Source organism: Roseateles sp. T103 (genome assembly GCF_057219915.1).
In genome coordinates, this window is record NZ_JBXVVS010000006.1 from 108,688 (window position 1) to 129,702 (window position 21,015).

A 21,015-nucleotide genomic window follows, 5' to 3' on the forward strand; every position below is an offset into this window, starting at 1 on the left:
ATGAGTAGTTTTGCTACTATCTGTGAGCGAGATGCCGTAACTGGAGGAGACATGGCGTTGAAGGGTTCAGGAGTGCGCGGGCGCTGGCTCGTCTGGGCTTGGGTCGGCCTGGCTGCCACACGGGTCTGGGCGCTGGAGGCGACCCCGTCGGTCGCCGAGTTGCAGCAGGCCTGCGATGCCGAGGGATCCGCCCAGCTGCTGCAGGCGGTCGATGCGGCGTCGCCCGAGGCTGCGGCGGCGCATTGGTTGTCGCGCCGCGCCCTCTTCTGGGCGGGTGCTGCATCCGCGCGGGACGGCGAGCGATTCGTGCTCTACCACTCGGCGGCCGGGCGTCTGAGTGCGGCCGAGGGCGAGGTCGTGCGGGGGGCGGACGGTGCTCTGCGGCTCAGGCCTGCGGGCCGCGCCGTGCCCGGCGCCTTCGCACGCAGCCATGCCTACCTCGGCGACGGCCAGCTGCTGGTGCCGCAGGGGCTGCCGGATCGGCGCTTGCGCGCGCTCTTGCGCGAGCAGCTGTGGTTGGTGCGCGAGGACGCGGCGGGCCGCGTGCTGCAGCGCACCGCGCTTCAGTTGGCCCCGGTGCTCGACCGGGTCTTCGCTGCGGCCGAGCGGGTCGACGATCTGGGCGTGACGCTGGCGCAGGCAGGCCGGCCGCAGGCGCGCTTTGCGCTATGGGCGCCGACAGCGAAGGCCGTGGCCCTGTGCCACTACGAGAGTGCCCGCGGCAGCGCGCGGCGCGCGCTGGCCATGCAGCGCGACGAGGCCAGCGGCGTCTGGCGCGTGCAGCTGTCCGGCGATCTGGTCGGCGGCTACTACAGCTATCTGGTCGAGGTGCACCAGCGCGGCGTCGGCCGCGTGCGCAACCGCGTTGCCGACCCCTATGCGATCAGCCTGAGCGCCGACTCTCGCCGCGCCTACATCGGCGATCTGCGCTCGGCGGCGCTGAAGCCGCCAGGCTGGGACGCTTCGGCCATACCCGAGCGGGTGCGCCACAACACCGACATGGTGGTCTACGAGCTGCATGTGCGCGACTTCTCGCGCGACGATGCTTCGGTACCCGCGGCGCGCCGAGGCCGCTACCAGGCCTTCGCCGAAGCGGACACCCAGGGCATGCGACATCTGCGCCTGCTGTCCGAGGCCGGTCTGACCGATGTGCACCTGCTGCCAGTGTTCGACTTCGCCACGGTGCCTGAAACCGGCTGTGTCGAGCCGTCCGTGCCGGATCCGCGCCGCACCGGCCCGGCCAGCGAGGCTCAGCAGGCGGCGGTGATGGCGCAGGCCGCACGCGACTGCTTCAACTGGGGCTACGACCCGCTGCATTTCAATGCGCCCGAGGGCAGCTTCGCCAGCGATGCGGACGACGGCGCGCGCCGCGTGATCGAGCTGCGCGAAGCCGTCATGGGTCTGCATCGCACCGGACTGCGCGTGGGCATGGACATGGTCTACAACCATGTCTCGGCTTCCGGCCAGCATGTGCACTCGGTGCTCGATCGCATCGTGCCCGGCTACTACCTGCGCTACGACGCGCTGGGCCGGATCGAGCGCTCGACCTGTTGCGACAACACCGCGACCGAGCATCGCATGATGGCCAAGCTGATGAGCGACTCGGTGCTGCTGTGGGCGCGCGAGTACAAGATGGCCTCCTTCCGCTTCGACCTGATGGGCCATCAGCCACGCTCAGTGATGGAGGCCATGCAGCGCCGGCTGCGGCGTGAGCTCGGGCGCGAGGTCCAGTTCATCGGCGAAGGCTGGAACTTCGGCGAGGTCGCCAATGGCGCCCGCTTCGTGCAGGCGTCGCAGCTGTCGCTGGCCGGCAGCGGCATTGCCAGCTTCAGCGACCGCGCGCGCGATGCGGTGCGCGGCGGCAGTGCCAGTGATGGCGGCGAGGCGATGGTCCGCCGCCAGGGCTGGATCAACGGGCTGCACTATGCGCCGAACGCGCTGGGTGGTGCTGCGACTCGAGAGGAGCTGCAGCGCGCTGCGGACCTGGTGCGCGTCGGTCTGGCCGGCACGCTGCGCGACTACGTGATGCGCAACCACCAGGGCCAGGAACTGCCGCTGTCCCGCATCGACTATGCCGGTCAGCCCGCCGGCTATGCGGCCGCGCCCGGCGAGGTGGTGAACTACGTGGAGAACCACGACAACCAGACGCTGTTCGACACCAATGCGATGCGCCTGCCGCTGGAGACCTCGACCGAGGACCGTGCGCGTGTGCAGCTGCTGGGTCTGGCCACCACGCTGTTCAGCCAGGGTGTGTCCTATGTGCATGCCGGGGCCGAAATCCTGCGCAGCAAGTCGCTGGACCGCAACAGCTATGACTCAGGCGACTGGTTCAACCGTCTGGACTGGAGCCTCACCGAGCACCATTTCGGTACCGGTCTGCCGCCGGCTCCCGACAACGCCGCCCACCATGCGCAGATGCGTCCGCTGCTGGAGCTGGCCGAGCGCATCCGCCCCGCGCCGGCACAGATCCGCTGGACCCGCGATGCCTTCGCCGACCTGCTGCGCATCCGCGCCTCGTCAGCGCTGTTCCGCCTAACGAGCGCCGACGAGGTGAGGGCGCGCCTGCGCTTCATCGACGGCGGTGCGCAAGCGCAACCGACGCTGATCGGCGCCGAACTGGATGGGCGCGGTCTGCCTGGCGCGGGCTTCGCGCGGCTGGCCTATTTCATCAACGTGGCGCCCGAGCCGGCCGCGCTGGAACTGGCCTTCGCCCGCGGCCAGGCCTTCGAGTTGCACCCGGTGCATCGCTCGCCTCAGGCGGCGGACCGGCGTGTGGCCGAGCAAGCGGCGTTCCAGCCCGACAGCGGTCACTTCCAGATCCCGGCCCGCTCGGCGGTGGTCTTCGTGCTGCGCTGAGCCGCCCTTCGTCGCCTGCGGCTGGCGGCGCGCCGCCGAGGGTGCTAAGTTGCCGACCTGGGCCCGACTCTTAGAGGAGCGCTGGCGATGGCAACCCTGGTACGACTCTTGGTGGCGCTGGTGGCGGTCGCGCTGGCCGGCTGTGCCACGCCCACGGCCGGACTGGACGGCAGCCGCCTGCTGCGTGACGAGCTGTTCGGGCCCGACACGCGGCCTCCCGGCACCGAACAGGTGCTGGCACTCAGCGAGGAGATGCAGGCCTTCCTCGATCAGGTCATCCGCCCGCAGGCGCGTCGGGTCGGTGCGCGCCAGGGGCTGCTCGATGCGCTGGCGCCGCGCAGTCCGCTGAAGCTGGAATACGACGCCGACTTCACCCGCAATGCCGCCGAGGCCTTTGCGGCGCGGCGCGGCAATTGCATGTCTCTGGTGCTGATGACGGCCGCCTTCGCCAAGGCGCTGGATCTGCCGGTGCGCTACAACGATGTCTTCGTCGAGTCGCAGTGGCGCCGCAGCGGGCAGCTCGACCTGGTCAGCGGGCATGTCAACCTGACCCTGGGCCGCAGCCTCGGCGAACGCGGCGTCTCTGCCGACGGGCGCGATGCGCTGATCGTTGATTTTCTGCCCGGCGAGGATCTACGCGGTCAACGCAGTCGCGAGATCGAGGAACGCACGCTGGTGGCGATGTACATGAACAACCGCGCGGCCGAGCGTTTGCTGGAGGGCGATCTCGACCAGGCCTATTGGTGGCTGCGCTCGGCGGTGCGCAGCGATCCGCGTTTCCTCGGGGCCTTCAACACCCTGGGCGTGATCTATCGCCGCCTGGGCCAGCTGGAGCTGGCGGCGCAGGTGTTTCGTCAGGTGACCGCGGTGGAGGCGGCCAATGCGCCGGCCCTGTCCAACCTGGTCCTGACGCTGCGCCACATGGGGCGTGAAGCCGAGGCCGAGTTGCTGGCGCAGCGGCTGGCGCAGCTCCAGCCGGAGCCTCCTTACAAGTACTACGACCTCGGTCTGGCCGCGCTGCGCGCTGGCGACTTCAAGACGGCCAAGCGCCAGTTTCGCCGTGAGCTGGATCGCATGTCCTATTCGTCCGAGCTGCACTTTCTGCTCGCCATGTCGCACTACGCGCTGGGCGAGCTGAACGAGGCGCGCGACGAGCTGCTGCAGGCTCGCGAGCACAGCGTCGGTGAGCAGGAGCGCCAGCGCTATTCGGCCAAGCTGGCGGCGCTGCGCGCACAGTTGCCGTCCGCCGGGGGCGGACGACAGCGTCAGGCGGACCGGCAGCTCTAGGGCCTAGAGGGGCGTCAGGCCGTGGCGTGCCCGCGCGCGGGCGCAGGCCTCGTCGCCGATGCCCAGCGGCGCACGCAGGCCGAATTCGCGGCAGGGCGAGGGACGCCACTCGTAGATGCCGCAGCTGGCGCGCTGGCCCACCGTGCCGACCAGCGCGGCGCAGCGCGGTTGCGCATGATCGGTGCCGCGCATGCGCGCCAGGCCCGGGCGCAGTTCTACCGCCAGGCCGTCGGGCACGCAGCCGCCGGCGCTTTGCAGCTCTTCACTGCTGAAGTCGACGCGAAACGAGGCGCAGCAGGCGCCACAGCTGGTGCAGGGGTTCTCGCTCATCACAGGGCTGAGGCGGGTTCAGGACTCTGGCGCGCGCACCACGGTGACCGAGCATTCCGATTCGGCCACCACCTGGGCCGAGACGCTGCCCAGATAACGGCGCAGTGCCGAGTTGCCGCGCGCGCCCATGACGATGTGATCGACGCCGGTCTTGCCGGCGAACTCGATGATGGCCTTGGCGGCGTCGGGCGCCTCGAGCACATGGAAGGTCAGCCGCGCGTCTTCCAGCGTGAGCGCCTTGCTGATCGGCCGTGCCCAGTGCTTCAGCGCGATCAGCTGCTTGACGTGCACGCTCTTGCCCTCGCTGTCGGTGAGCTCGTCCATGCCGATGCGCGCGACGCGCATCACGCTGACACAGGCCAGGCGCGCGCCGGGTTCGGTCTGCACGATGCGGCGCACCGTCTCGCGCAGCAGCTCCAGCAGCGCCGGCGAACCCTGTGTGTCGACCGCCGCCATGATGATGGGGCTGCGCGCGATGTGCTCGGCGGCGGAGGCCGCCGGCGCGGCCGGCTCCGCTCCCATCGCAAAGAACCAGCGCTTCAGACGCTTGACCAGGCCGCTGGTATGCATGCGCGTGGCACGCGAGGTCAGCGTGATGCCCTCGGGGTGGCGCAGGTCCAGCGCGAGCTGCGCTGCGCTCTGGTAGCGACGCTCGGCCTTGACCTCCAGGCAGTGCAGCACGATCTCCTGGAACCATTCGGGCAGTTCGGGAACGATTGCACGCGGTGGCACCGGATCGACGTAGAGACGCCGGCGCAGACCGCGCACCGTTTGCGGCTGGCCAAAGGGCCGCTCGCCGGTGCTGAGGTGGTAGAGGATCACGCCCAGCGCGAAGAGGTCGCTGCGCGGATCGTTGCGCACGAACTGCACCTGCTCGGGAGACATGTAGGGACCGGTGCCCATGGGCAGCGAGAACTCTTCCTCCAGCAGGTCGGGCAGGTGGTCGTGTCGCGACAGGCCGTAGTCCACCAGCACCGCCGTGCCGTCGGGGCGGAACATGATGTTGCTCGGCTTGATGTCCAGGTGCACCACATGCTGGCGGTGCAGGTCCTGCAGGGCGTCGGCCACGCGCGCGCCGATGGCCACGACTTCTTCCAGCGGCAGCGGTGCCTCGTCCAGGCGCGGCCGCAGCGAGACGCCGGCTATGCGCTCCATCACGATGTAGGCCTGCCGCGTCCAGTCGCCGCGGGCGACGAAGCGCGGCACATGAGGCCCCTTGAGCACCGGCATCAGCATCTGCTCGACCTCGAAGCCGACGATGCTGGCCGGGTCCTCGCCGCCCATGATGCGCGGCACCTTCATGATCAGCGGTACTTCGGCTTCGCTGCCGTCGGCGCGGCTGACCCGCCACAGATGCGCCATGCCGCCCTGGTGCAGATGCTCCTCGAGCCGGAATCCATCGATCACCATGCCCGGCTCCAGCGGCCCGACGGGTTGCAGGTCTTGCTTGGAGTCGCGGGCTGGTGTGCTGCTCATGGCTGTGTGTTGCTGCTCAGTTGCCATGGCCGAGGCGTTCGGCCAGACGTTGCGCCACGCTGGCAGGCATGCCGGTGGCGAGGATGCGCGCCGCAGCGCTCTCGCAGTCGTAGGGAACCCGCTGGAAGCTCAGCATGCCGGTGCGGGTCTCGAAGCGGGCATAACAGGCGGCCGGATTGCCATCGCGCGGCTGCCCGCAGGAACCGGGCACGACCAGCCACTGCCTGTTGTCCAGCAGCGGGATCTCCACGCCCGGCACGGGCGTGAACTCGCCGGCCTTGCCGGTGCCCGAGAGGTGGTAGAGCATCGGCTCGTGCATGTGGCCGCAAAAGGTGTAGATGCAGGGCGAGGCCTGCATGCTGCGTACCGCTTCGGCGCGGCCCTGGATGTACTCCCACTCGGCGGGCGCATAGGCATTCGCATGCACGAACAGGCAGCGATCGAGGCGCACATGCAGGGGCAGCCGGCCGAGAAAGTCCAGTTGCTCGGCACTGAGTTGCTCGCGCGTCCAGATCACGGCAGCCCGTGCGTCTTCGCGCATCGTGCTGTGCGGACCCTTGACGACGGCGTCGTCGTGGTTGCCCTTCACCGCGATCGCACCCTCGGCCACCAGGGCCTGGACCTGCGACACCAGCCAGCCGGGGTCGCCGCCATAGCCTACGAAGTCGCCCAGCAGAGCCAACTGCTCGCAGCCCCAGGCGCGGGCGTCTGCCAGCACGGCCTCGAAGGCTTCGCGGTTGGCATGCAGGTCGGTGATCAGCGCAATCTTCATGGTGCGAGCATGCTACAGGGCGCTGACAGCTGGCTGATCAGGTGCAGGCCTTATGCTTGTGGCCACAGCCACAGGAGGACCTGCCTATGCAGTTCAACTCGAAGGCCTTCCGAGGCGCAGTCACTGCGCTGGCACTGCTGGCGGCGCTGCCGGCCGGAGCCCAGTGCTCGCGGCCGATCCGCGCGCCGGTGGCTGCACTGGGCTTGAGCGTGATCGTCGAAGATGGCCGTATCGGCGGTGTCTATCCGGACTTGCTGCGCAGTGCCGGTGGCGGCTGCAGCTTCGAGTTCTCGGTGGTGCCGCGGGCCAGGGTGGAGGCTCTGTTCGAGGCCGGGCAGATCGACATGCTGGTGCCGGCCAGCCGCAGCGCGAGGCGGGACGAGTTCGGCGTGTTCGTGCCCTTGATCCAGTCGCGCGCCACCTTGCTGTCGCTGCAAAGCGAGCGTGCGCCGATCGGGAGCCTGGCCGAGTTGCTGGCCGAGAAGGGCCTGCGCGTCGCGCTGGTGCGCGGTTTCGACTTTGGCGGCGAGTACCAGCGCATGGTCGAGGAGCTGCGCAAGCAGGGGCGCCTCTTGCTCGACCGCGATCCGGTCTCGGTTGCGCGCATGCTGGAGGCCGGCATGGCCGACGTCACAGTGATGGCGCCCTCGATCCTGAGCGGTTCCATGATGACCGATACGCGCATTCGTCACCTGCTCGGTCGCTTGAGGGTGGAGCCGCTCGAGGAGTTCCCGTGGACGGAGGCAGGCGTCTACCTGTCACGCAGCGCCTTGAGCGAGGCGGACCGCAATGCCCTGACCGTCCTCTTCGATCGCATGTCGCGCAGCGGCGCGCCCTGGCGCGCCTTCCAACAGTACTACCCGGCGAGCAGCCTGGAGGGCAGCATACGGCCACGCCGCAGCGGCTCAGCCGATCCGGCCCAGTAGCAGGTACTCCATCAGTGCCTTCTGGACGTGCATGCGGTTTTCGGCCTCGTCCCAGACGACCGACTGCGGCCCGTCGATCACCTCGGCGGTCACCTCCTCGCCGCGATGCGCGGGCAGGCAGTGCATGAAGAGCGCATCGGGCTTGGCCGCGGCCATCATCTCGGCATCGACGCACCAGTCCGCAAAGGCGGTGCGCCGCGTCTCGTTCTCGGCCTCGTAGCCCATGCTGGTCCACACGTCGGTGGTGACGAGGTCGGCGCCGCGGCAGGCTTCCAGCGGGTCCTTGAAGACCTTGTAGCAGCCGGCGTTCCGGATGCCTGCCACCGCGGGGTCGATCTCGTAGCCGCTGGGGGTGCTGACGTGCACGGTGAAGCCAAGGATCTCCGCCGCCTGCAGCCAGGTATTGGCCATGTTGTTGCCGTCGCCCACCCAGGCGACGACGCGGCCTTTCAGGCAGTCCATGTCGATCGCGCCCCGGCGGTCCATGCCGCGATGCTCAATGAAGGTGAACAGGTCGGCGAGGATCTGGCAGGGATGGAACTCGTTGGTCAGACCGTTGATCACCGGCACGCGCGAGTGCGCAGCGAAGCGTTCGATCTTGCTCTGCTCGAAGGTGCGGATCATCACCAGGTCGACCATGCGGCTGATCACGCGCGCGCTGTCTTCGACCGGTTCGGCGCGGCCGAGCTGGCTGTCGCCGGTGGTGAGGTGCACCACCGAGCCGCCCATCTGGTACATGCCCGCCTCGAAGCTGACGCGAGTGCGCGTACTGGCCTTCTCGAAGATCATCGCCAGCGTGCGGTCGACCAGAGGCTGATAGCGCTCGTAGTTCTTGAAGCGGCGCTTGATGATGGCCGCGCGGTCGAACAGGTGGGCGTACTCCTCGGCGCGAAAGTCCTTGAACTGCAGGTAGTGACGCATCAGGCTGTCTCCAGGCTTCATGGCTTGGGCTGGCTCAGGAAGGCCTTGACCAGGGGCACGAGAATGGCAACAAGCTGCGCTGCCTCGTCCTCGCTCATGATCAGCGCGGGGACCAGGCGGATCACACGCTCAGCGGTGACGCTCATCAGCAGGCCTGCCTCGGCGGCCTGGGCGAGCAGGGCGCCGCAAGGGCGGTCGAGCTCGATGCCCAGCATCAGGCCCTGGCCGCGCACCTCGACCACGCCGGCCACGCCGGCGAGCTCGCGCTGCAGTGCGGCCTTCAGGGCGGCGCCGACCTTGGCGGCGTTGTCCAGCAGCCCTTCCTCTTCCATGATGCGCAGCGTCTCCACGCCGGCGCGCATCGCCAGCGGGTTGCCGCCGAAGGTGGTGCCATGGTTGCCGGGCTGCAGGATTTCTGCAGCGCGCGGGCCGCACACCACCGCGCCGACCGGCACGCCCGAGCCCAGGCCCTTGGCCAGCGGCATCACGTCCGGCACGATGCCGGCCCATTGATGGGCGAACCACTTGCCGGTACGGCCGATGCCGCACTGCACCTCGTCGAGCATCAGCAGCAGGTTGCGCTCGTCGCAGATGCGGCGCAAGGCCTGCAGGAATTCGATGCGGGCCGGGTTGACGCCGCCTTCGCCCTGGATGGTTTCCAGGAAGATCGCGGTGATATTGGGATGTGCCTGCAGTGCGGCCTCAACGGCCGGAACGTCGTTGAGCGGCACGCGCACGAAGCCCGGCACCAGCGGGCCGAAGCCGGCATGGACCTTAGGGTTGGCGGTGGCCGACAGCGTGGCGATCGAGCGGCCATGGAAGGCGCCCTCGAAGACCAGCACTTCCGGAGGCGTGATGCCGCGGTCGTTGCCGAACTTGCGAGCGATCTTCAGCGCGGCCTCGTTGGCCTCCAGACCGGTGCTGCAGAAGAAGGCCTTGCTCAGGCCCGAGAGCTCGCACAGCTTGGCGGCCAGCTGCTCCTGCAGCGGCACGAAGTAGTAGTTCGAGGTGTGGATCAGCTTGCCGATCTGCTCTTGCAGAGCCGGGACCAGCTTGGGATGAGCATGGCCCAAGGTGTTGACCGCAATGCCGGCCAGTCCGTCCAGGTATCGTCGGCCGTTGATGTCCCAGACCCAGCAGCCCTTGCCATGCGACAGGGCAAGGGGTACGCGGCCATAGGTTTGCATCACATGCGGCTCGGACGGGACGGCGGCGCTCATCGACTCTCCAGTTCTACCAATGAAACGAGCGCGCTCGATCGGCGCGCTCGGTTTGATTCTAAGGCGGCCCCGGCACGTCTGGTCCGTAGCGCCAAGAACTGCCGCAGCAACCGGATGCCGGCATCTGGATCTGCTGCGGCGCAGCACAAGCAGGGCACAATAGCGGCTTCGCCGCAAAGCCCGTGGCGGAGTGCTGCGCCCGACGGGGCGCGATCAAGCCGAACACGTCGACAAGCGTCCTTTCGTATGAGTCAGCCCCCAAAACCGCGCGAAGTGTTCATCCAGGGCCTCACCCAGGATGGACGGACCTTCCGTCCAAGCGATTGGGCTGAGCGTCTGGCTGGAGCGATGTCCTCGTTCAGGCCGGGGGGCATGCGGGGCGGGCCGGGCGCCCACATCGGCTACTCGCCCTACTGCGTGCCGCGCGTCATCAATGGCGTGAAGTGCGTCATCGTCAACGAGGCCTTGCGCGACATCGAGCCGATGGCCTGGGACTTCGTCATGAACTTCGCGCGGGACAACGGTCTGCAGGTCGCCGAGGCTTGCCTGCTGCCGGACGTGCCGGTCAAGCGCTGAACAGTCGCTGCTGCGGCCCCTCACGCCTGTCGATCAACTTTGAACCGCGTTTGGGTGACGCAGGCGCGCTCATTGCGCGAGGGTGGCTTGCTATGGTGGTCGGCCCTTGCTAAAAGCTGGCTTTGATCGGCATCTGTGCGCATCTCTCCTGCGCGCGATCTGCACCCAATCAGCTCACGACGCGATGCGAATCGACGACACCTTCAGTGTGCAGGACCAGTGCCTAGGGCAGCGTGCTGCCGCCGCTTTCGTATTCGTGACAAGGGCTCCCGCTGCCTGCGAGGCTGGATGATGGCGGGCGAGGTCGGGCGAAAAACCTGCTGGGTGATGCTGCGCGGCTTGGGCCGTGGAGGCGGTCACTGGGGTAACTTCCCTGATGTCTTTCGTGCCGAGATCGCTCGGCAGCTCGACGAGGTTGAATTGGTGACGCTGGATTTGCCTGGTGATGGTGAACTTCACCAGCTGACCAGTCCAAGCCGGGTGCCAGCGCTTGTGGATGCCTGCCGGGAGGAACTCCGGCGGCGGGGGCACCGGGGGCCTTTCCACTTGCTCGCCATGTCTCTGGGAGCCATGGTGGCCTGCGATTGGGCCACGCGCTATCCGCATGAGGTGAGCGCCACCGTGCTGATCAATACCAGCCTGCGGCCCTATAGCCCGCTCTACCGGCGCGTGCGACCGGTCAGTTACTGGAAGCTGCTCGCGCTGGGTCTGCTGCGCCTGGGGGTGCGCTGGCGTGAAGCCCGGGTACTGTCCCTGACTTCGCGCTTGGTGAGCGAGCCTGACTCGGTGATCGACCATTGGGTCGAGTTGCACAAGGCGCAACCGCTGGCGCTGCGCAACGGTGTGCGGCAGCTGCTGGCTGCGGCCCGATTCCGCGCCAGTCGTCTCGCCCCGTCGGTGCCCATGTTGTTGCTGTGCAGCCGGGGTGACGAACTCGTCGACTGGCACTGCTCGCGCGCGCTCAGCCGCGCGTGGGGCGTGCCGCTGCGCATGCATACGAAGGCGGGGCACGATCTGCCGCTGGACGATGCGCCTTGGGTGGCCAGCGCAGTGTCGGATTGGCTCCGGCTGCGTGCGCAGCATGAGGCCTTGCGCGGTGCCGGGGCGCGTGATTGCGGCATGGCCGCTGGCTCGAAGGGGCGCTGAGGACGGGCTGAAAAGCAGAAAAGCCCGCCGAGGCGGGCTTTCCCTAGGGTCTTTGCACCGATCAGGGAAATCAGGCGGCCAGTGCCTTGATCTTGGCCGACAGACGGCTCTTGTGGCGTGCGGCCTTGTTCTTGTGGAAGATGCCCTTGTCGGCCACGGAGTCGATCACGGCCTGAGCGGTCTTGAACAGCTCGGTGGCCTTGGCCTTGTCGCCAGCGACAACAGCCTTTTGCACGTTCTTGATGACCGTGCGGAATTTGGAGCGCAGAGCCGTGTTGGCGGCGTTCAGCTTGACGTCTTGGCGAGCGCGCTTGCGGCCCGAAGCCAGACGAACGGTCTTCTTAGCTTTGGAAGAGGTTGCCATGTCGTGAATCTACCCGGATGGTGCAAAGACCGCGAGTGTAGCACTTTTGACTGGCCTTGGTACAAGTGAAGGCTGCGCAGGGCCGTGGCGGCGGGGCGCGCAGGGATAATGCGCCCGCCTTGCCTTCCCCCCGGGCTTGCCTACACGCCATGAACCTGCTTCGATCTGCTTCACTGATCTCGGTGATGACCCTGGCCTCCCGTGTAACCGGGCTGGTCCGGGAGCAGACCTTGGCGGCGATGTTTGGTGCCAGCACGTTGACGGATGCCTTCCAGGTGGCGTTCCGGATTCCGAACATGTTGCGGCGCCTGTTCGCGGAAGGCGCCTTTTCGCAGGCCTTCGTGCCTTTGCTGGCCAGCACCCGAGCTCGGGATGGCGATGAGGCAACGCGCGATCTGGTCAATGCCGTGGCGACGCTACTCGCCTGGGTGCTGCTGCTGACCTGCGTACTTGGGGTGCTGGGCGCGCCGCTGCTTGTCTGGCTGCTTGGCGCCGGGCTGCCGACGCAGGGGCGCGAGGCCGCAGTCGTGATGACGCGCTGGATGTTTCCCTACATCGGCTGTATGTCATTGGTGGCCTTGGCGGCCGGGGTGCTGAACACCTGGAGGCGCTTTCTGTTGCCTGCCGCGACACCGGTTTTGCTGAACCTGAGCGTGATCGGCGCAGCCTGGTGGCTCTCGCCTTACCTGGAGCGTCAGGGCATTCAGCCGATCTACGCGCTGGCGATGGGCGTGATGCTTGGCGGCGTGCTGCAGTTGGCGGTGCAGGTGCCAGCTCTTGCTCGCATCGGGGTGCTGCCGCGGATCGGCGTCACGCCGCGGGCGCTGCGTCGTGCTGCCGCACATCCCGGTGTGGGGCAGATGCTGAAAGCGATGGCGCCCGCCTTGCTGGGGGTCGGCGTTGCGCAGCTGTCGCTGGTAATCAACACCCAACTGGCCATCTTCGTCGGTGAAGGAGCGGCGTCCTGGTTGACCTATGCCGATCGCTTGATGGAGTTCCCCACTGCCTTGCTCGGCGTGGCGCTGGGCGTGGTGCTGACACCGCAGCTTGCTGCGGCCCAGGCCAAGGGAGAGGCGCAGGCCTATTCGGAGCTGCTTGACTGGGGCTTGCGCATGGTCTTGCTGCTGGCGCTGCCCTGCGCAGTGGCGCTGCTCGTCTTCGCGGCGCCGCTGGTGTCAGTGCTCTATCACCGGGGTGCGTTCGGTGCTGCCGATGTGGCTCAAACATCAGCGGCGGTGATGGGCTACGGCGTCGGCCTGCTCGGCCTGGTGGGCATCAAGGTGCTGGCGCCCGGCTACTTTGCAAGACTCGATACCCGCACGCCTGTGCGCATCGCTCTGTTCGTGCTGCTGCTGACGCAGGCGATGAATGCCGTGCTGGTGCCCTGGCTGGGCGTTGCGGGGCTGGCCTTGTCGATCGGACTGGGGGCCTTGATCAACGCGGCCTGGCTGTTGCGCGGGCTGCTGCAGCTCGGCAGCTACCGCCCGGCAGCCGGCTGGACCGGCTTCGCGCTGCGCATCGTTGTCGCTTCGGCTGTGATGGGCGCGCTGCAATACCTGCTGGCGAGCAAGCTTGATTGGGTGCAGCTCGGACAGCACGAGCTGTGGCGAGCTCTCGCCATGGCGGGCAGCCTGCTCGCTTCAGCGGCGGTCTACTTCGCCGTGCTGGCCGTGCTGGGCCTGCGGCTGAGGCAGTTCGCGCGCAGGGCCTGAGGCGGCGGGGCCGATATCCCGCACGTACACTCGACGCATGAGCTCTCCGCTGCGCCTGCGTGCGCCGACACCCCACGAGTATTTCTCTGCCCTGGTGGCTGAGGACGCTGGGCTGAATCTGCTCGAAGCTGCCGCCTCGCTGGCCCAGGATGAGGACCCCGGTCTGGATGTCCAGGCGGTGATCCATGAGGTCGACGCGCTCTCGGCGCGGCTGCACCGAAGACTTGCGCCCGATGCGGCGCCCCTGCACCGGCTGCGCATGCTCAAGCACTTCTTGCATGACGAGATGGGCTTTGCCGGCAATGCCAACAACTTCTACGACGCCGGCAACAGCTATCTTCACCAGGTCCTCGCGACACGCCGCGGCATCCCCATCACCCTGGCCGTGATCTATCTCGAGCTGGCCGGTGCCATCGGGCTGCGCGCGCAGGGCATCGGCTTTCCGGGGCACTTCCTGCTGAGGTTGCATCTGCCCCAGGGTGACGTCGTGCTGGATCCGCTGACTGGCGACTCGCTGTCGCGCGAGGATCTCGAGGAGGCCTTGCTGCCTTACCGGGCGCAGGGCTCGGGCGAGATCGGAGCGCTGCCGCTCGAGCAGCTGTTGCGGCCGGCAACGCCGCGGCAGATCCTGGCGCGCATGTTGCGCAACCTGAAGGAGGTCCATCGCAGCCACGGCCACTGGGAGCGTCTGCTTCGCGTGCAGCAGCGACTGGTGCTGCTGCTGCCGCAGGATGCGGCAGAGCGCCTTGAACTCGCGGGCGTCGAGGAGATGCTGGGTTTGTGGGGGCTGGCCTGCGGCGACCTCGAGCGCTATCTCGCGCTGGCGCCAGATGCGGGCGATCGTCTCGAAGTGCTGGCGCGTCTGGCCGGCTTGCGCGGACGGTCCGGGCCGAGCTTGCACTGAGCGCAAGCGGCTGCAGCGCCCGGTGACGCTTAGAATCGCGGCGCTTCGAACCTGCTGTCACCGATGAAGTCTGCCGCTACGCCCTGCAGGGCGCCATTGCGCTCTCGCCATGTCCTGGAACCCTTGTCGGGCCCGCCGGCTAGAGGTGCCCGGATTTGAAGCAGATTCCGCTTTCGCTGGGGCCGGAGCCTGACTTCAGCTTCGCCAACCTGTTGACCGGGGCAAACGCGGCGGCGCTGGAGCAGTTGCGCGGCCTGAAGCCCGGCGCGCCTCCTGTCTTCATTTGGGGACCGGCAGGTTGCGGCAAGACGCATCTGTTACGCGCGTTGGCCGGTGCCTGGCAGGCGGCCGGTGCGCAGGTAGGCTGGTACGACGCCAGCACACGCACCCCCTGGGATTTGCCTGCCAACGCCAGCCTGCTGCTCCTGGACGATTGCCAGGATTTCGATCAGGTCCAGCAGCATGCAGCCTTTCAACTCTTTGTCGAGGCGGCGACGCAGGGGCTGGCCGTCGTCGCCACCGGTACTGCCCCTCCGGTGGATCTGCCGCTGCGTGAGGACCTGCGTACCCGCTTGGGCTGGGGGCCGACCTATGCATTGCAGCCGCTGGCCGAGCCTGAGGTGCGCGCCGCGCTGCGGCGCGAGGCGGACCGACGGGGCATCTTTCTGTCGGACGAGGTGATGGACTACCTGCTAACGCGCTTCGCGCGCGACCTGAAAAGCCTGATGACCCTGCTCGACCGGCTCGACGAATTCGCATTGGCGCACAAGCGCGCCGTCACCGTGCCGCTGCTCAAGCAGATGCTCAGCACCGCAGACAATCCGACCCCATGAACCTGACCCTCTTCGATCTTGACGGTACGCTGATCCCGCACGACTCTGACCACGCCTTCGGCAGCTTCATGGTCGACATCGGCTGGGCCGATGGCGAGGCTTGGCGGCGCCGCAACGATGAGTTCTTCGCCGAATACCAGGCCGGCGTGCTGAATCTGGACGCCTATATCGACTTCGCCACCTCGGTCTGGCGCACGCGACCGCTGGAGGAGGCCTTGGCCGCGCGGCGGCGGTTCATGGCCGAGGTGATGCAGCCCATGCTGACCGAGACGGCGATGGCGCTGGTGCGCCGCCACTCCGAGGCTGGTGATCTGCTTGCCGTGGTGACGGCGACGAATGAATTCGTCACTGCGCCGATCGCGGAAGCGTTCGGAATCGAGCACCTCATCGCGGTGAAGCTGCAGCGCGACGCAGCCGGGCGCTACACCGGTGCCATCGACGGTGTGCCGTCCTTCCAGGCGGGCAAGATCAAGCGTGTGGACGAATGGCTGGCCGGGCTCGGGCGACAATGGGCCGATTTCGAGCGTGTGACCTTCTACAGCGATTCGATCAACGACCTGCCGCTGCTCGAGCGTGTCAGTCGACCGGTCGCCACCAACCCCACTCCGGCGCTGGAGGCGATTGCCCACGAGCGCAGCTGGCCTGTGCTGAGACTCTTCGCATGATCAAGAAATTCATCGACAAGCTGCTGGGCAAGCCCTCGGCCACGGCGCCCAAGACCTCCAAGAGCCCGCTGGGCAAGCGGCAGGACGTGCCTGCCAGCGAGCATGGCATCGACCCGGCCTTGCTCGACGAGCGAGCGGTACGCGTGGTGCAGACCCTCAAGGATGCCGGCTACGAAGCCTATATCGTCGGTGGCGCGGTGCGCGATCTGATCCTCGGCCAGCGGCCGAAGGACTTCGATGTCGCGACCGATGCCACGCCAGAGCAGGTGAAGAGCCTGTTTCGCCGTGCCTTCATCATCGGTCGGCGATTCCGCATCGTCCATGTGGTGTTCGGGCGTGGCCGCGAGCACGAGGTGATCGAGGTCTCCACCTTCCGTGCGCTGCTGGGTAGCGACGAGGCCGAGCAGGTGGCTGGCAATGAGAAGACGTCCAAGGACGATCTGGTCGGCAAGTCGCACGCGGTGGATGCCAGCGGCCGTGTGCTGCGCGACAACGTCTGGGGCCCGCAGATCGAGGACGCGGCGCGGCGCGACTTCACCGTGAACGCGATGTACTACGACCCACAGCGCCAGCTCGTGGTCGACTACCACGGCGGCATGGCGGATGCGCGCAAGCGCGTGCTGCGCATGATCGGCGATCCGCTGACGCGCTATCGCGAAGATCCGGTGCGCATCATCCGCGCGGTGCGCTTTGCTGCCAAGCTGGGCTTCGAGCTCGAGCCCAAGACACGCGCGCCGATCAAGGCGAATGCGGCTCTGCTTGCCAACGTGCCGATCTCGCGCATGTTCGACGAGATGATCAAGCTGCTGCAGACGGGGCATGCGCTGGCAAGCATCGAGGAACTGCACAAGCAGGGCCTGGCTCGCGGTGTCTTCCCGGTGCTGGATGCAGTGCTGGACGAGCACGGCAAGCTGGGTGACGGCGTGCGCGGCCGTTTCGTACGGCGTGCATTCGAGGATACCGACAAGCGTGTCGCAGAGGGGCGCAGCGTTGCGCCGAGCTTCATGCTTGCCTGTCTGCTTTGGCATGAGGTGCAGTCGCGCTGGGCCAAGCTGCGCGAGAGCGAGGCGCCGATACCGGCACTTCAGCAGGCCATCGACCAGGTCTTCGACGCGCGCATTGGCGACATTTCTGGACGCGGCAAGCTCGCGGCCGATATGCGCGAGATCTGGATGATGCAGCCGCGCTTCGATCGCCGCAGCGGCAGCGGTCCGTACAGTCTGGTCGAGCAGGCGCGCTACCGTGCCGGCTTCGATTTCCTGGTGCTGCGCGCCGATGTTGGCGAGGTCGACTTCAGCCTGGTGGACTGGTGGGAGGACTTCGCCCTCGGCGACGAGGATGAGCGCAAGGCTCTGCTCGAGCAGGTGCGCGAGAGTCAGCGACGTGGGCCCAAGGTGCATCGTGTGCCGCGAACGCAAGGCGCAGAAGCGCCGCCGGCCGTGGCGGAACCGGCGCCGGAAGGGGAGCCGCTGCCAGTGGCGGCAAAGAAGCGTCGTCGTCGTCGCAAGCCGAAGTCATCGGCGAACGGGCAGGGTGGGGCTGGCGCTGCATCGAACGATACCGCTGCATGACGCTGCGGCCGGCGCCTGGGCCCGCTACCGCCTTTGTCGGGCTGGGCGCGAACCTGGGCGACACCCGCGCCGCGCTGTGCTCTGCGCTGGCGGCGCTGGCGGCATTGCCGGACACCGTGGTGACGGCAGTGTCTTCGGTCTATCGCAGTGCGCCGGTCGAGGCTGATGGCCCTGACTTCCTCAACGCCGTGGCCCGCATCGAAACCGCGTTGCCCGCGGCGCGTCTGCTGGCCGCACTGCACCTGATCGAGGCGCAGCATCAGCGTGAGCGCCCCTACCGCAATGCGCCGCGCACGCTGGATCTGGACCTGCTGCTTTACGGCGACGAGTGCAGCGACGACGCGACGCTGTGTCTGCCCCATCCTCGCTTGCATCTGCGGGCTTTCGTGCTGCTGCCGCTGCTGGAGCTCGCTCCGGCTATGACCGCGCCCGGCATCGGCCCCCTGATCGAGCGATTGCCGGCAGTTGCCGAACAGGCCATCGAGCGCCTTGCCGACCCGCTGCGCTGAAGCTGCTGCGCCGGGCAGTGCCGGGCGAGCCGGTACACTCGCTTAGCAGATGACGGTTACGCCGTTGTGACATTTTGATGACAAGGGGTGCCATTGGCTGCCGTGAGCTGCAGCCAATGGCGGCAGGAGAGTCCGCAATGCTGTTTGGCAAGTTGCTGCCCCGCGAGGGCAATTTTTTTGAGCTCTTCAACGAGCACGGCGCGAAGATCGCTGAAGGTGCGCGCGCCTTCATGGCAATGATCCAGAACTACGCCGATGCGGACTTGCGCGAGAAATACGCCGCCGAGGTGGATGCCGCCGAGCATCACGCGGACCGCATTACCGCGGAGGTCAACCGGTTGCTGCACCGCACCTTCATCACACCCATAGACCGCGAACAGATCCACGGCCTGATCAACGCCATGGACGATGTGCTGGATCTGCTGCAGGACTCCAGCGAAACGCTGTCGCTCTACGATGTGCGCAGCATCCCGGACGAAGTGCTGCGGCTGGGCGAGCTGTCGGCCCGCTGTTGCGAGCGGGTCCAGCATGCGGTGTCGCTGCTGCCCAAGCTGAGCCAGCCGCAGACGGCCGAGGCGGCGATCAAGACCTGCGAAGAGATCGACAAGCTGGAATCGGATGCCGATCGCGTGATGCGCTCGGCGATGTCCACGCTGTTCCGCGAGCAGGAAGACGTTCGCGAACTCATCAAGCTCAAGGCGATCTATGAGCAACTGGAGTCCATCTCCGACCGCTGCGAGGACGTGGCCAACCTGATCGAGGGCATCGTCCTCGAGAACTCTTGATCGGTCGGGATCCCCATGGACTCGATACAGACTGCGTTCTGGGTCGTCGCGCTGCTGGTCGTGCTGGCGGTGATGTTCGACTTCATGAACGGCTTCCACGATGCTGCCAATTCGATCGCGACGGTGGTCTCCACCGGCGTGCTCAAGCCGCAGCAGGCGGTGCTGTTCGCCGCCTTTTTCAATGTGCTGGCGATCGCGTTCTTCCAGCTGAAAGTGGCCGCCACGGTGGGCAAGGGCATCGTGGAGCCCGGTGTGGTCGATCACCATGTGGTCTTCGGGGCGCTGATCGGGGCGATCGCCTGGAACATCATCACTTGGCTCTACGGAATTCCGTCGAGCTCGTCGCATGCGCTCATCGGCGGCATCGTCGGCGCGGTGATCGCCAAGGCCGGTGCGTCCAAGCTCATCGGTGCCGGCGTGCTGAAGACGGTGCTGTTCATCTTCGTGTCGCCGCTGCTGGGCTTCTTGCTCGGATCGCTGCTGATGGTGGTGGTCGCCTGGTTGTTCCGGCGGACTTCGCCCTTGCGTGTGGACAATTGGTTCAGGCGCCTGCAACTGGTGTCGGCCGGCCTCTACAGTCTCGGGCACGGCGGCAACGATGCGCAGAAGACCATCGGGATCATCTGGATGCTGCTCATTGCGGCAGGCTATGTCGGCGCGGGTGACTCGATGCCGCCGTCCTGGGTGATCTGGGTCTGCTACATCGCCATTGGCGTCGGCACCATGTTCGGCGGTTGGCGCATTGTCAAGACCATGGGACAGAAGATCACCAAGCTCAAACCCGTCGGCGGCTTCTGCGCTGAGACGGGGGGCGCGATCACGCTGTTCCTGGCCACCTCGCTGGGCATCCCGGTGTCCACGACGCACACGATCACCGGGGCCATCGTCGGCGTGGGCTCGGTGCAGCGGGCATCGGCGGTGCGCTGGGGCGTGGCGGGCAATATCGTCTGGGCCTGGATTTTCACCATCCCGGCCTCGGCCTTCATGGCCGGCGCGGCCTACTGGCTCAGCTTCACCTTGTTCTGAGCCTGCGGCAGCTCAGCGCGTGGGTTCGTCCGGCGTTGTGGCGACCTGGAACTCGAAATAGCGCTGGGCGCTGAAAGCGATCGTCGCCATCAGCGCCGCGCCGCCGATCAGCAGGGCGGCCACTGCTGCCAGCACCGCGCCCCAGCCGCTGGATGGGCCCTCCCGGCCAGCGTTGTGCCTCGCGTCCCAGTTGGCGTCCTTGGTCAGGCTGTAGATGATGGCGCAGAGCGCAGCTTGGCTGAGCATCAAACCCAGCAGCGGTAGCAGCAACCAAGCCAGGCGATCATCCTGGCCGAGCACCTCCATGCGCTGCAGGCCATACAGCCCGAGGCTCATCGGGATGGGGTGCAGCCAGGCGAGTTTGTCCGTCGTGCCGTGGAGATAGAGCCGGTGCACGCCGAAGCCGCCCAACAGCAGGGCCAGCCAAGCGGCGATGGTTTTGGACTTGTAGGCGCTGAGCTGGCTCATGCCACCTCCGGGCTGGTCTGTGCGCCTTCACCGAGCTGCCGCTGCATCAGCACCACGTCCAGCCAGCGACCGAACTTCCAGCCCGAGTCCTTCAGCACGCCCGTGTGCTGGAAGCCCAAGGCGGCGTGCACGCCGATGGAGCCCTGGTTTCCGGCGTCGCCGATCACGGCGACCATCTGCCGCGCGCCAGCCGCCTCGCAGCGTGCGACCAGTTCGGCGAGCAGCAGCCGGCCGATGCCGCGCCCCTTGCTGTCCGGGTGCAGATAGATCGAGTCCTCGACGCAGAAGCGATAAGCCAGGCGGGGGCGGAAGTAGTTGGCGTAGGCATAGCCCAGCACGTGTCCCTGCGATTCGGCGACCAGCCAAGGCAACTGGCGGCTCAGCACTTCCTGGCGACGGCGCGCCATTTCGGCGATGTCTGGCGGCTCGGTCTCGAAGGTGCCCGTGCCATTCAGCACGGCGTCTTGGTAGATGGCCTGAATGGCCGGGAGGTCCGCTTCGGTGCTGGAGCGGATCAGCAGAGCAGCTGCTGGGGCGGGCATGGGATTGCTGACAGTGTTAGGAGATTTTTTCGGTGGGCCGAGTTTATAATGCGCGGTTTTGGCGTTGGCCTTTCCGGCTTTAATGAGTCGGTGGCGTATCTACAGTGCCAAATATGGCGGTTCTTC

Annotated in this window: 21 protein-coding genes; 13 read left to right on the forward strand and 8 right to left on the reverse strand. The window is 67.3% G+C overall.

What is annotated here, in order from left to right:
• Positions 1-57 precede the first annotated feature (57 nt).
• Positions 58-2,856, forward strand: a complete 2,799-nt coding sequence (locus tag AC2EBS_RS16560) for an alpha-1,6-glucosidase domain-containing protein (protein ID WP_484729547.1) — start codon at positions 58-60, stop codon at positions 2,854-2,856.
• 87 nt (positions 2,857-2,943) lie between these two features.
• Positions 2,944-4,143, forward strand: a complete 1,200-nt coding sequence (locus tag AC2EBS_RS16565; protein WP_484729548.1) for a CDC27 family protein — start codon at positions 2,944-2,946, stop codon at positions 4,141-4,143.
• Between the two features lie 3 nt (positions 4,144-4,146).
• Here AC2EBS_RS16565 and AC2EBS_RS16570 read toward each other — a convergent pair whose 3' ends face one another.
• From AC2EBS_RS16570 to AC2EBS_RS16580, 3 genes are read right to left on the reverse strand one after another with little or no spacing between them, the layout of a single operon-like run.
• Positions 4,147-4,473: a YkgJ family cysteine cluster protein gene (locus AC2EBS_RS16570; protein ID WP_484729549.1), complete on the reverse strand. Its 327-nt coding sequence runs from the start codon at positions 4,471-4,473 to the stop codon at positions 4,147-4,149.
• A gap of 18 nt (positions 4,474-4,491) precedes the next feature.
• A complete protein-coding gene (locus AC2EBS_RS16575; RefSeq protein WP_484729550.1) occupies positions 4,492-5,949 on the reverse strand; it encodes a serine/threonine protein kinase in 1,458 nt (485 codons plus the stop codon).
• 16 nt (positions 5,950-5,965) lie between these two features.
• On the reverse strand, positions 5,966-6,721 hold the full coding sequence (locus AC2EBS_RS16580; RefSeq protein ID WP_484729551.1) for a metallophosphoesterase family protein: 756 nt from the start codon (positions 6,719-6,721) through the stop codon (positions 5,966-5,968).
• An 86-nt stretch (positions 6,722-6,807) separates the two neighbouring features.
• Between AC2EBS_RS16580 and AC2EBS_RS16585 the strand changes: the two genes are divergently transcribed.
• Entirely contained in the window at positions 6,808-7,647 is an 840-nt protein-coding gene (locus AC2EBS_RS16585; protein ID WP_484729552.1) for a substrate-binding periplasmic protein, read from the forward strand.
• Here the strand turns inward: AC2EBS_RS16585 and argF are convergent.
• Positions 7,627-8,589, reverse strand: a complete 963-nt coding sequence (gene argF / locus AC2EBS_RS16590; RefSeq protein WP_484729553.1) for an ornithine carbamoyltransferase — start codon at positions 8,587-8,589, stop codon at positions 7,627-7,629. The two genes, AC2EBS_RS16585 and argF, sit on opposite strands and share 21 nt — an antisense overlap.
• A complete protein-coding gene (locus tag AC2EBS_RS16595; RefSeq protein WP_484729554.1) occupies positions 8,586-9,788 on the reverse strand; it encodes an acetylornithine/succinylornithine family transaminase in 1,203 nt (400 codons plus the stop codon). The genes argF and AC2EBS_RS16595 overlap by 4 nt, the downstream gene beginning before the upstream one ends.
• A 246-nt stretch (positions 9,789-10,034) precedes the next feature.
• Here AC2EBS_RS16595 and AC2EBS_RS16600 point away from each other — a divergent pair, with 246 nt between their 5' ends.
• Positions 10,035-10,364: a DUF3579 domain-containing protein gene (locus tag AC2EBS_RS16600; protein WP_484729555.1), complete on the forward strand. Its 330-nt coding sequence runs from the start codon at positions 10,035-10,037 to the stop codon at positions 10,362-10,364.
• Between the two features lie 288 nt (positions 10,365-10,652).
• Positions 10,653-11,510, forward strand: a complete 858-nt coding sequence (locus AC2EBS_RS16605) for an alpha/beta fold hydrolase (protein ID WP_484729556.1) — start codon at positions 10,653-10,655, stop codon at positions 11,508-11,510.
• A gap of 70 nt (positions 11,511-11,580) precedes the next feature.
• Here the strand turns inward: AC2EBS_RS16605 and rpsT are convergent, their stop codons facing one another.
• Positions 11,581-11,874 (reverse strand): 30S ribosomal protein S20, encoded by a 294-nt coding sequence (gene rpsT, locus AC2EBS_RS16610; protein WP_484729557.1) that lies wholly within the window; start codon positions 11,872-11,874, stop codon positions 11,581-11,583.
• A 149-nt stretch (positions 11,875-12,023) separates the two neighbouring features.
• Between rpsT and murJ the strand changes: the two genes are divergently transcribed.
• The 8 genes from murJ to AC2EBS_RS16650 all read left to right on the forward strand — a co-directional run bounded on the left by murJ (position 12,024) and on the right by AC2EBS_RS16650 (position 19,879).
• Complete coding sequence (murJ, locus tag AC2EBS_RS16615) at positions 12,024-13,586, forward strand: murein biosynthesis integral membrane protein MurJ (RefSeq protein ID WP_484729558.1); 1,563 nt, start codon at positions 12,024-12,026, stop codon at positions 13,584-13,586.
• Positions 13,587-13,623: 37 nt separating this feature from the next.
• Complete coding sequence (locus AC2EBS_RS16620) at positions 13,624-14,490, forward strand: SirB1 family protein (protein WP_484729559.1); 867 nt, start codon at positions 13,624-13,626, stop codon at positions 14,488-14,490.
• 155 nt (positions 14,491-14,645) lie between these two features.
• Positions 14,646-15,323: a DnaA regulatory inactivator Hda gene (gene hda, locus AC2EBS_RS16625; protein ID WP_484729560.1), complete on the forward strand. Its 678-nt coding sequence runs from the start codon at positions 14,646-14,648 to the stop codon at positions 15,321-15,323.
• Positions 15,320-15,988: a histidinol-phosphatase gene (locus AC2EBS_RS16630; RefSeq protein ID WP_484729561.1), complete on the forward strand. Its 669-nt coding sequence runs from the start codon at positions 15,320-15,322 to the stop codon at positions 15,986-15,988. Before hda ends, AC2EBS_RS16630 begins: the two co-directional genes overlap by 4 nt.
• Entirely contained in the window at positions 15,985-17,559 is a 1,575-nt protein-coding gene (gene pcnB / locus AC2EBS_RS16635) for a polynucleotide adenylyltransferase PcnB (RefSeq protein ID WP_484729562.1), read from the forward strand. The genes AC2EBS_RS16630 and pcnB overlap by 4 nt, the downstream gene beginning before the upstream one ends.
• A complete protein-coding gene (gene folK / locus AC2EBS_RS16640; RefSeq protein ID WP_484729563.1) occupies positions 17,556-18,068 on the forward strand; it encodes a 2-amino-4-hydroxy-6-hydroxymethyldihydropteridine diphosphokinase in 513 nt (170 codons plus the stop codon). Before pcnB ends, folK begins: the two co-directional genes overlap by 4 nt.
• Before the next feature lie 137 nt (positions 18,069-18,205).
• Complete coding sequence (locus AC2EBS_RS16645) at positions 18,206-18,853, forward strand: DUF47 domain-containing protein (RefSeq protein WP_484729564.1); 648 nt, start codon at positions 18,206-18,208, stop codon at positions 18,851-18,853.
• Positions 18,854-18,868: 15 nt separating this feature from the next.
• The gene (locus AC2EBS_RS16650; RefSeq protein ID WP_484729565.1) at positions 18,869-19,879 is read left to right on the forward strand and encodes an anion permease; all 1,011 of its coding nucleotides are present in this window, start codon (positions 18,869-18,871) and stop codon (positions 19,877-19,879) included.
• 12 nt (positions 19,880-19,891) lie between these two features.
• On the opposite strand, the gene AC2EBS_RS16655 is transcribed toward AC2EBS_RS16650, so the two are convergent.
• Entirely contained in the window at positions 19,892-20,347 is a 456-nt protein-coding gene (locus tag AC2EBS_RS16655) for a TM2 domain-containing protein (RefSeq protein WP_484729566.1), read from the reverse strand.
• Positions 20,344-20,889 (reverse strand): GNAT family N-acetyltransferase, encoded by a 546-nt coding sequence (locus tag AC2EBS_RS16660; RefSeq protein ID WP_484729567.1) that lies wholly within the window; start codon positions 20,887-20,889, stop codon positions 20,344-20,346. The genes AC2EBS_RS16655 and AC2EBS_RS16660 overlap by 4 nt, the downstream gene beginning before the upstream one ends.
• Positions 20,890-21,015: the final 126 nt, after the last annotated feature.

Coding starts and splice junctions, on each gene's coding strand:
- rpsT (WP_484729557.1), bottom strand. CDS start 11,874: ATGGCAACCTCTTCCAAAGCTAAGAAGACCGTTCGTCTGGCTTCGGGC.
- folK (WP_484729563.1), top strand. CDS start 17,556: ATGACGCTGCGGCCGGCGCCTGGGCCCGCTACCGCCTTTGTCGGGCTG.
- AC2EBS_RS16650 (WP_484729565.1), top strand. CDS start 18,869: ATGGACTCGATACAGACTGCGTTCTGGGTCGTCGCGCTGCTGGTCGTG.
- AC2EBS_RS16605 (WP_484729556.1), top strand. CDS start 10,653: ATGATGGCGGGCGAGGTCGGGCGAAAAACCTGCTGGGTGATGCTGCGC.
- AC2EBS_RS16620 (WP_484729559.1), top strand. CDS start 13,624: ATGAGCTCTCCGCTGCGCCTGCGTGCGCCGACACCCCACGAGTATTTC.
- AC2EBS_RS16600 (WP_484729555.1), top strand. CDS start 10,035: ATGAGTCAGCCCCCAAAACCGCGCGAAGTGTTCATCCAGGGCCTCACC.
- AC2EBS_RS16565 (WP_484729548.1), top strand. CDS start 2,944: ATGGCAACCCTGGTACGACTCTTGGTGGCGCTGGTGGCGGTCGCGCTG.
- AC2EBS_RS16645 (WP_484729564.1), top strand. CDS start 18,206: ATGCTGTTTGGCAAGTTGCTGCCCCGCGAGGGCAATTTTTTTGAGCTC.
- AC2EBS_RS16655 (WP_484729566.1), bottom strand. CDS start 20,347: ATGAGCCAGCTCAGCGCCTACAAGTCCAAAACCATCGCCGCTTGGCTG.
- AC2EBS_RS16585 (WP_484729552.1), top strand. CDS start 6,808: ATGCAGTTCAACTCGAAGGCCTTCCGAGGCGCAGTCACTGCGCTGGCA.
- AC2EBS_RS16595 (WP_484729554.1), bottom strand. CDS start 9,788: ATGAGCGCCGCCGTCCCGTCCGAGCCGCATGTGATGCAAACCTATGGC.
- AC2EBS_RS16575 (WP_484729550.1), bottom strand. CDS start 5,949: ATGAGCAGCACACCAGCCCGCGACTCCAAGCAAGACCTGCAACCCGTC.
- AC2EBS_RS16580 (WP_484729551.1), bottom strand. CDS start 6,721: ATGAAGATTGCGCTGATCACCGACCTGCATGCCAACCGCGAAGCCTTC.
- argF (WP_484729553.1), bottom strand. CDS start 8,589: ATGAAGCCTGGAGACAGCCTGATGCGTCACTACCTGCAGTTCAAGGAC.
- pcnB (WP_484729562.1), top strand. CDS start 15,985: ATGATCAAGAAATTCATCGACAAGCTGCTGGGCAAGCCCTCGGCCACG.
- murJ (WP_484729558.1), top strand. CDS start 12,024: ATGAACCTGCTTCGATCTGCTTCACTGATCTCGGTGATGACCCTGGCC.
- AC2EBS_RS16570 (WP_484729549.1), bottom strand. CDS start 4,473: ATGAGCGAGAACCCCTGCACCAGCTGTGGCGCCTGCTGCGCCTCGTTT.
- AC2EBS_RS16660 (WP_484729567.1), bottom strand. CDS start 20,889: ATGCCCGCCCCAGCAGCTGCTCTGCTGATCCGCTCCAGCACCGAAGCG.
- AC2EBS_RS16630 (WP_484729561.1), top strand. CDS start 15,320: ATGAACCTGACCCTCTTCGATCTTGACGGTACGCTGATCCCGCACGAC.